Raw genomic sequence first — 8,696 nt, 5'->3', positions numbered from 1 at the left:
CTCTTGAAGGAGAGTTTTTTTTGTTTTTTATATTGTCTGTTTAGCTGGCAATATATTGTTGTAGCTGGTCGATCAGTTTACGTTGATCATCCATTACTGCTTTTACCAAGTCGCCAATCGACACCAGTCCGACCAGTTTGTCATTTTCTACTACCGGTAAATGACGTAAATGACGATCGGTCATCAGGCTCAAACAGTCTTCTACACTGGTGCTTTGGGTCACGGTCAGTACCTTTGCGGTCATAATCTCATTGACGGTGGTGTCATAAGAAGAGCGTTCCATCAACGCAATTTTACGGGTGTAGTCACGCTCGGATAAAATTCCGACCACTTGGCCTTCATGGGTCACTACAAGCGCCCCGATGCCTTTATCGGCCATAATTGAAATTGCTTCGAGTACAGTTGCTTCTGGACTAACGGTGTATATTTCCTGGCTATGCTTATCTTTTAATACGTGTGTTACATTGGTCATTCTGTCTGGTCCTTGCCATTTTTGTTCTTGGTATGGGTTCTAACTTAACCTCAATTTTGAAAAATGCCAATAGTTTTATCATTAGAGGCCATAATCAGCAGTCATATTGTTTTCATTGAGGTTTAATGGTGCATGAATCTCTACGTTAAGCGGTCTTTAACTGGGCGTCATTAAAGAAAAAGTGTTTCATTTGCTGTGTGGTCAGCTTGAATTGCTGGCTGGAACAATGACACAGCGCCGGTGTAACTTTTAAACGGGTTAAGGTCGGTAGCAAAGAATTCTGAAAATCCTGCGGGCTAATCTGGCGCGGAGTGTAGTTTGGCCAGTGTTTCTTGGCATATTTATAGGCTTGGACACCGTTTAACCAAAAGGGAAAAATAAAATCATCCTGATCGGAGGTCATGGCCCAACCCTGATGATATAGCCCCCAAAGTACCCCGCAATACATCATTGATTTTAGAATACTGATTTTCATGTGAATATCTTGGGCAGCGGGTTTTAAAGACTTAATCTGGTTCATGTCATATAAACACTAATGTGGTGCCTGTATTGTAGGAAATTCAGATGAATAAAGCGTTTAAGCTTTGCGTTAAATCGTAAACAAATATAAAAAACAAATTTCAGGCATTAAAAAACGCCACCTAGGTGACGTCTGTTTATGCTTGCATGGTGGCCATATTCTGCCAGTACTGTGCTTTGAGTGAATCGCGTTCTACGCGGAAGCCTTGATAGTACAGTTCAGCTAAGAACATAGCGGCTTTGCCATGACCCGCGCGGGCAACCTGTTCAAGTTCAGCCACAGCATCTTGGAAGTTCATCTGTGATTGAATGGTGTTAACCGCATTTGCATATGCAATTTCAAGATCATGGTGAGAGATACTCTGAATCATATAAAACTCCTTTATTTTAATTATGATCGCAATAAAGACTGTATAGCCAGCCTAAATAATAGTTTATCGAGGTTGTGTTAAACTAATATTACACATTCGTGGAAATGTCAACTAAGAGATGGGGCAGATCCGTGATATTTCAAGTTTACATGATTAAACATTGAACACTCTATAATTTTATTATGATATGCATATAAGAAAGGTAACATAAAAAGGAGAGCCACATGACAAATACAATAGACGGTTTTAACTTTGATCTGCCTTTACGTGCGGAGCAGATTATCGAGCTGGCCCATCATCACCGTAAAAAACTCGATGAGGCGGTGTTCCATCAGGAAATTCATTTAGGTGAGTATTGTTTGGCGCAGCGTAAACGTGTGCATGACTTTACCAGTACACTCGATCCACAGCAGCGTGAAGAATTCTACCGTATTTATAATGGTGAGCTAATCAGCATTGCCGATGATGATGAACTGCATCCGGCTGATGCCGAAAAAGGGGTCAGTATCTTTGCCATCTTCATTGTGCTGGCCATTGTCGCGGGTATTATCCTGTATACCGTATTCCGCGCGCTGATGACTTAAGCAGCAGTGGCTCAATTTTACTCGCCAGTTCGGGTAAAATTGGGTCATCTATCTTGTGCAAATACCGCTAGCATCCTACACTACGGCTATTCGAGGTAGGCTATGCATGACGCAATACAAAAAATTTCTCAATTATTCATTCAATTAAAATCACGACTCACGTTAGAGCAAATTTATAATGGGGTAGTGGTCAGCATTATTGTCATTATTCTCCTGTTATCTTCCATTGCACTTTATCGCCCGGTTGGGTCCGCACAATTTCAGAATATTGAATATTTGTCGCAGCAGTCGATGTATCCTGAAACCCAGGAGATGGCTGTGCGCTTAATGCAGCAGCCACAGGTGCGTTATGGGCAGTATCTTAAATTGATGCAGGCCCATCAGATGGAACTGGGTCAGGCAAAACAACTTCCTCCTCTGGATGTGGAGGCATATTAATCGCTGGAATATCTTCAACCTGAGGAAGCGATTGACTGCCGGTGGTCTGTAAATTGTGTTGTAAAACTTGTTCTAAAGCCGCTTTGTCTAAACTTTCACTCACTACAATCACGGTCAGATGTTCCGGATGCAGATGCCGGCGTACCGCAGCTTGCACATCTTCGGCGCTAATTTTGCTGAGCTGTGCTGAATATTCACTCAAGCTCTGTGCCGATTGTTCATAAAATCCCAAACTGCCGAGCTGGGCATTAATACTAGCATTGCTACTGTAATGGTTAGGATAGGCTCTTAACAAGCCGTTTTTGGTTTCTTCCAGCTGTTTCGGATCAATCGGTTCTCGGACAAAATCGACCAGTGCCTTATGCGCGACACGAATACTGTCCATCAGTTGATCTTGCCGGGTTGAGTAGCTGATGCGAAATACACCCGGTGCCTGACTAAAACTCATGCTGCTAGATGCGCCATAGGTATAGCCGCGTTTTACCCGCAGTTCTTTCATCAAAACAGAATGAAAGCCACTACCGCCGAGCATACGATTGGCGACTTCTAAAGCCAGCCGGTCTGGATCATGACGTGTGGTGCCAATATGACCGAGCACAATATGCGCCTGACTGGACTGATAGGGCATGTGTACAATCTGAAAGCCATTTGCTGTGATGGGTGTGGGGAGTGGTGCAGCCGCCTGACCTTGCGCTAAGTTGCCGGCAATGCGTTCTGCCAGATTTAAAGCTGCTTTGGCCTGCATTTTTCCGGTAATGGCAATATTCATATTCTGCGCCACCAGAAACTGCTCACGGAACTGTTGCAGATGTTTGGGCTGAATCCGCTGAATACTGCCATTGGTACCGTTAATTGGCTGGGCATAAGGATGTTGCCCATATAAGCTGCGATACAGCTGAATCTCCATCATCCGGCTGGGATTTTCTTTCAGCTGTTTTTGCCCCAGCTGGTTATTGCTGACCACCATGCCAATACTCTGTTTTTCAAAGGTGGCATGTTTGAGCAGTTCCATCATCATGGCTAAAGCCGGTTCCAGTTTTTCCGGGTCAGACAGCACCCGTAATTTGACAATAAACATATCCCGATAGGCTCGCGCACTAAACTGCGCACCGACCTGTTCAAACACGGCAGCCACTTGTTGTGCGTTATATTTGGGCGTGCCTTCATCTAAGAGCTGGGCGGCCATATTGGCCACGCCGTATAAGCCGCTTTCAATTTCCCGATCACGCGCGGCACCGGCATTAAAGGTCAGCTGTATATCCAGAATTGGTAAGTCCTGTGTTTCCACAAACAGGGTTCTGACCTGATAACGGTTGTTCAGGTCATGCACATAAGGCGCGCGATAATCCAATTTCTGCTGATTAATATTTCTGAGACTTTGCAGCAGCGGCAGAGATTGTAAGGTATTTGGATTTTCATCCACTTCGGTGGTGGTATTGACATTGGCCTGCGCAGAACTGATCGCAAATAAGCTGGCCACCAGAATGCAGGAACGGAAATAGGGCATGTCGGTATCCTTTAGGGTGACTTGCTGTGTGGACGCAAATATAAGGTGGTCAAATTGTCACGCACAAAATAGACATTGGCGACGCGTTGAATGTCTTGCGGGCGTATGGTTTCAAAATGCTGAGGTAATTCATCCATCAGGCGATAACTCAATCCATTCACCTCCAGATTACCCATCATCTTGGCCTGTCCCGCTAGATCATCCTGACTATAAAGCAAATTCGACACAAACTTGGCTGTCACGCGTTTTACTTCCGGTTCATGCACCAGCTCGGTTTTCAGGCGTTCAATTTCAGCCTGAATCGCCTGTTCGGCTTGGACCAGATCCACGCCATCCACCGGTAAAGCTGAAATGGTAAACAGGCTGTCGCCACGATTATATGGATCATAGCTGACGCTTAAGGCGCTTAAGAGTTTTTGCTCACGAATCAGACGCTGCTGCAGGCGCGAAGAAATGCCGCTGTCTAATAAATGCTGAATAATGGTGAGTGCATAGGCATCTTGCGGATTGGTCGCAGTCGTTAGCGAACGGACATTCCAGGCCATATACAAATTCGGCACCTGAACCGGAAAATTCAGTTCCATGTGCCGATAGCCCAGACGTTCAAATTCGCGGACATCATTGCGGGCTGGCAGGCTGCGCGCTGGAATATCGGCAAAGTATTTTTGTACCTGGAGCAAAGCCGCTTCAGCATTAACATCGCCGACAATAATTAAAATGGCATTATTCGGGCTATACCACTGCTTGTACCACTGACGTAAATCCTCCAGCTGGATATTTTGCAGATCTTTCATATGCCCAATAATTGGCTGGCGATAATGACTGGTCGGGTAGGCAATCCATTTAAACCGTTCAAAAGCCAAAGCACGCGGATTGTCATCGGTACGCTGGCGCCGTTCTTCCATCACCACTTTGATTTCGGTGGCAAAATCCTGCTGGCGCAGCAATAAATTACGCATTCGGTCGGCTTCAAGCTCCAGCGCCATCGGAAAATAGGTTTTTGGATACAGCTGATAATAATTGGTGTAATTGGTAAAGGTCGAGGCATTGACCCGGCCGCCGTAAATCCGGCTGAGTCGGGTAAATTCATCATTTGGCACTTTATGCGTACCCTTGAACATCATGTGTTCCAGCGCATGGGAAATACCGAGTAAATTTCCCGACTCATCACTGCTACCAACTTTGTACCAGATTTGAGTCATCACCATTGGCGAACGATGATCTTCACGAATAATGACTTTTAAACCGTTTTTTAACGTGGTTTCAACGGTACTGCGTGCCAGCTCGCTTTGGGTATTGGCCGCCAAAGCGCTCGATGAGAAACCGATCAGAAGTAGGGTAAGGGCGAAACGTTGTTGTTTTAAATGATGAACCACAGCAGGCAAAATTTTATTGTTCAGTATCACAAAGATGATCCGCAATGCATCTGTATTTGCTTTCATTCTTCAGAAACGGGGCAGTGAAAGCAAGGGAATCCTGTAACTTTTTGCAGCCTGCGACACATGATTGGCAATGACAAGTCAAAGTGGGCAGTTTATGTTAGAATCCAACTTTTTTAACGCACTGCTTTTCAAGGATTCGGCATGCAACAGCAATCTAATGGGCAAAATAAATTTTTGATTGATGCTGATATCGGGGATGACGATGTCACTTTACCAAGTTTACCTGCGGTAAATGTACCTATCGTTGAAATACCTAAAGTAGAACAAGCACCTGTTTCTGCGCCTGTAGCCACAGAAGCAGCTGAAGAGAAATCAAAAGGCGGTTTCTTCAGCCGTATGAAAGAAGGGTTAACCAAAACCCGTAAAAACTTTGCCGATGGGATGGTCAACATCTTAATTGGTGGCAAAGAAATTGATGATGAACTTTTAGAAGAAGTTGAAGAGCAATTGCTGGTGGCCGATATTGGTGTTGATGCCACCAAAACCATTATTGCCAACCTGACTGAACGTACTGCGCGTGGTGATCTGATTTATTCACACTCGTTGTATAAAGCCTTGCAGGAAGAGCTGGTGGCTTTACTGGCGCCGCGTGTTAAACCGTTGCATATTGATTCGAATAAAAATCCATATGTCATTCTGGTGGTGGGCGTGAATGGCGTGGGTAAAACCACCACCATTGGTAAGCTGGCCAAACGTTTACAAGGTGAAGGCAAGAAAGTCATGCTGGCCGCTGGTGATACCTTCCGTGCCGCAGCGACTGAACAGTTGCAAATCTGGGGCGAGCGTAATGATGTTGCTGTGGTCGCGCAAGGTCATGGTGCAGACAGTGCCTCGGTCATTTTTGATGCTTTTGAAAGTGCGCGTGCCAAAGGTATGGATGTCTTGATTGCCGATACTGCAGGGCGTTTGCATAACAAAGGTCATTTAATGCAGGAACTGACCAAAGTTAAACGCGTGATGCAAAAAATTGATGCCACTGCACCGCACGAAGTGATGCTGGTGGTAGATGCCGGTACTGGTCAGAATGCGATTAACCAGGTTGAAATGTTTGATGAAGCGGTTGGCTTGACGGGTTTAACCATCACCAAACTGGATGGTACCGCCAAAGGTGGTGTGCTGTTTAATATTGCCAGCCGTACCCATGTGCCTATCCGCTTTATTGGGGTGGGTGAAAAAATTGACGACCTACGTCCATTTTCAGCCAAGTCCTTTGTGGCAGCGCTGTTTGAAACAGACAAATAAGCAGCTCAACAACTCCGCGATTTGCGGAGTTTTTTTATATATCCTTTAAACTGTAAAAAATCAATAACTGATATAAACCTAGAGCAGGGATGATGCTCATCCGCTTTGACGTGCTTTAAAATTTAACTTGTTTTCATAAAATCTACGATAAGCGCGGTTATTGTTCCATAAATGCAACACATTGTTATAAAACTGGGGCTATTTTCCAGCCCAGGCAGCCGTTAAGATAAATTCATCTGTTATAAACACAAGACCATACCAAGGAAAAAGATATGTCATTTAAAGATCATTTACTTAAACGCCGTACCATTTACTCAATTGGTAAAAATGTGGCGCTAGACGAAGCGAAAATTGAAGAAATTATTAAAGAAGCCGTTCGTTTAAGCCCATCTTCGTTTAACTCGCAAACTTCACGTGTGGTGATTCTGTTTGGTGAGTCACATGCCAAATTCTGGGAAATTGTACGTGAAACCTTGCGTAAAATGGTGCCGGCTGAAAACTTTGGATCAACTGACAGCAAAATCAGCAGCTTTGCCGCAGGTTTTGGTACTGCGTTATTCTATGAAGACCAAGATGTCGTGAAAGCACTGCAAGAACAATTTGCACTATATGCAGATAACTTCCCGGTATGGTCAGAGCATTCAACAGGGATTGCCCAGTTTGCAACCTGGATTGCGCTGGCAGAAAACAACATTGGTGCATCGCTACAGCATTACAACCCGATTATTGATGAAGAAGTTGCGGCGACCTTTGATGTACCAGCCAACTGGAAATTAAGAGCGCAACTGGTGTTCGGTTCAATTGAAGCACCAGCGGGTGATAAAGAGTTTATGAATGATGCAGATCGTTTTAAAACTTTTCACTAAGTTGCATAGCTAAACCAAAGAAAGGGCGCATTCAGCGCTCTTTTTTATGGCAAAAAGACACTAAAAAGAGAGAAATTGGGCTTTCCCCATTTTTGTCATAAAACTGTCATTTCAGCGCTGCATAGTGCAACTAAAATTGAACAATCGACTAGAGTGAACAGCATGGCTTTACGTTTATCCTTCGCAGCACTGGCTTTAAGTTTAAGTAGTACAGCTTTTTCCGCAGTGACTATTACGGCACCGGAAGAAATTAAAGTTGAAGGTTTAAATGGTCAGGAAGTGAAAAGCCGTCTGTTTAGCAGCAATCATAACTATAGCGTGCAGCCTGGTGAGAATGTGCTGAGCGTACGTTATGTACAGTTTTTTGAAGAGCATCCGGGCATTGGTTCACACGATATTGTACGTTCGGGCATCGTGCATATTAAAACTCCGGTTTTACAAGATAAAGCCACATACCGTTTAGGGCTGGTGAATCCACCAAAAACGCATGATGATGCCAAGGAGTTTGCCAAGCAGCCGGTATTCGGTTTATTTGATGCGAAAAATCAGCTGCTGGTGCAGCAGGCTGGAGCCAAAGATTTAAACCGTGGCATTTTACAAAACTTATTTAGTACTTCTTCAACAGAATCTGCGCAGGCCGCACCTGTATCGGTGACACAACCAGCAGCGGTGTATAGTCCGCAAGCAGTCGTGACAACCAAACCCGTTGCAACTGTTAGCAATGTTGCCGGTGCAGATCAGCAACTGATTCAGCTGTGGCAACAAGCGTCTAAAACAGAACGACAAAAATTTATGTCGTGGCTGGCAGAACAGGCCAATTAAAAACCGCAATAAAATGAAAAGATTATAAAACCAGCTTCGGCTGGTTTTTTATTTATAGATTTAAAGTCTAAGTAGACTACTTTATTTTTATAATTACTTAGCTAAACTTAGTAATACAGATGAAATATGCAGCAATCTGGTTTAAAAATAACCAGACAGGTACTTTTTTCTTAAAACTTTATAAAATGTGCTTGCAAAGCTTTTAAATTTCTCTAGAATGCACCCCATACCGACGAGATACACGGTGATGAACGAAGCGGATCGCTGAGTTGTCAAGTGTTTTGAGTCCAGCTTCTGGCACTGACGAGGTGTTGGAAAGATCATTAAGAGATTATGAAGAACAACTTGTGTGGATTTTTACTGGTTGATTAATCGAAATTATTTTCATTGATTGAATGGTAGAAATTACTCGAAGTTTATTTGAGAAATATTT

Annotated in this window: 10 protein-coding genes; 5 read left to right on the top strand and 5 right to left on the bottom strand. The window is 44.0% G+C overall.

Annotation, left to right across the window (positions count from 1 at the left end):
• Positions 1-40 precede the first annotated feature (40 nt).
• The 3 genes from VF685_RS13725 to VF685_RS13715 all read right to left on the bottom strand — a co-directional run bounded on the left by VF685_RS13725 (position 41) and on the right by VF685_RS13715 (position 1,362).
• Positions 41-472 carry a CBS domain-containing protein gene (locus VF685_RS13725; protein WP_016658998.1) on the bottom strand — a complete coding sequence of 144 codons (432 nt, stop codon included), beginning with the start codon at positions 470-472 and terminating at the stop codon, positions 41-43.
• 145 nt (positions 473-617) lie between these two features.
• Complete coding sequence (locus tag VF685_RS13720; protein ID WP_005178408.1) at positions 618-992, bottom strand: DUF2750 domain-containing protein; 375 nt, start codon at positions 990-992, stop codon at positions 618-620.
• A gap of 136 nt (positions 993-1,128) precedes the next feature.
• Positions 1,129-1,362, bottom strand: coding sequence for a hypothetical protein (locus VF685_RS13715; RefSeq protein WP_005178404.1), 234 nt, complete (start codon positions 1,360-1,362; stop codon positions 1,129-1,131).
• A 224-nt stretch (positions 1,363-1,586) separates the two neighbouring features.
• Between VF685_RS13715 and VF685_RS13710 the strand changes: the two genes are divergently transcribed.
• Together VF685_RS13710 and VF685_RS13705 are read left to right on the top strand one after the other, a co-directional pair.
• Positions 1,587-1,946, top strand: a complete 360-nt coding sequence (locus VF685_RS13710) for a hypothetical protein (protein WP_005178401.1) — start codon at positions 1,587-1,589, stop codon at positions 1,944-1,946.
• A gap of 102 nt (positions 1,947-2,048) precedes the next feature.
• Positions 2,049-2,384, top strand: coding sequence for a hypothetical protein (locus tag VF685_RS13705; RefSeq protein ID WP_075174530.1), 336 nt, complete (start codon positions 2,049-2,051; stop codon positions 2,382-2,384).
• On the opposite strand, the gene VF685_RS13700 is transcribed toward VF685_RS13705, so the two are convergent.
• Positions 2,308-3,891, bottom strand: coding sequence for a M16 family metallopeptidase (locus tag VF685_RS13700; protein ID WP_286385079.1), 1,584 nt, complete (start codon positions 3,889-3,891; stop codon positions 2,308-2,310). The genes VF685_RS13705 and VF685_RS13700 overlap by 77 nt on opposite strands.
• 11 nt (positions 3,892-3,902) lie before the next feature.
• On the bottom strand, positions 3,903-5,297 hold the full coding sequence (locus VF685_RS13695) for a M16 family metallopeptidase (RefSeq protein WP_440203671.1): 1,395 nt from the start codon (positions 5,295-5,297) through the stop codon (positions 3,903-3,905).
• 177 nt (positions 5,298-5,474) lie between these two features.
• On the opposite strand from VF685_RS13695, the gene ftsY reads away from it, so the two are divergent.
• The 3 genes from ftsY to VF685_RS13680 all read left to right on the top strand — a co-directional run bounded on the left by ftsY (position 5,475) and on the right by VF685_RS13680 (position 8,263).
• Positions 5,475-6,575, top strand: coding sequence for a signal recognition particle-docking protein FtsY (gene ftsY / locus VF685_RS13690; protein WP_005178389.1), 1,101 nt, complete (start codon positions 5,475-5,477; stop codon positions 6,573-6,575).
• Between the two features lie 272 nt (positions 6,576-6,847).
• Positions 6,848-7,441 (top strand): nitroreductase family protein, encoded by a 594-nt coding sequence (locus VF685_RS13685; protein WP_286385081.1) that lies wholly within the window; start codon positions 6,848-6,850, stop codon positions 7,439-7,441.
• A 162-nt stretch (positions 7,442-7,603) separates the two neighbouring features.
• Complete coding sequence (locus VF685_RS13680; protein WP_005178385.1) at positions 7,604-8,263, top strand: DUF2057 domain-containing protein; 660 nt, start codon at positions 7,604-7,606, stop codon at positions 8,261-8,263.
• Positions 8,264-8,696 lie beyond the last annotated feature (433 nt).

It is taken from the genome of Acinetobacter sp. Brlt_5 (assembly GCF_051949055.1).
Taxonomy (GTDB): domain Bacteria; phylum Pseudomonadota; class Gammaproteobacteria; order Pseudomonadales; family Moraxellaceae; genus Acinetobacter; species Acinetobacter indicus.
This window is presented reverse-complemented; position numbering and strand designations above follow the sequence as displayed.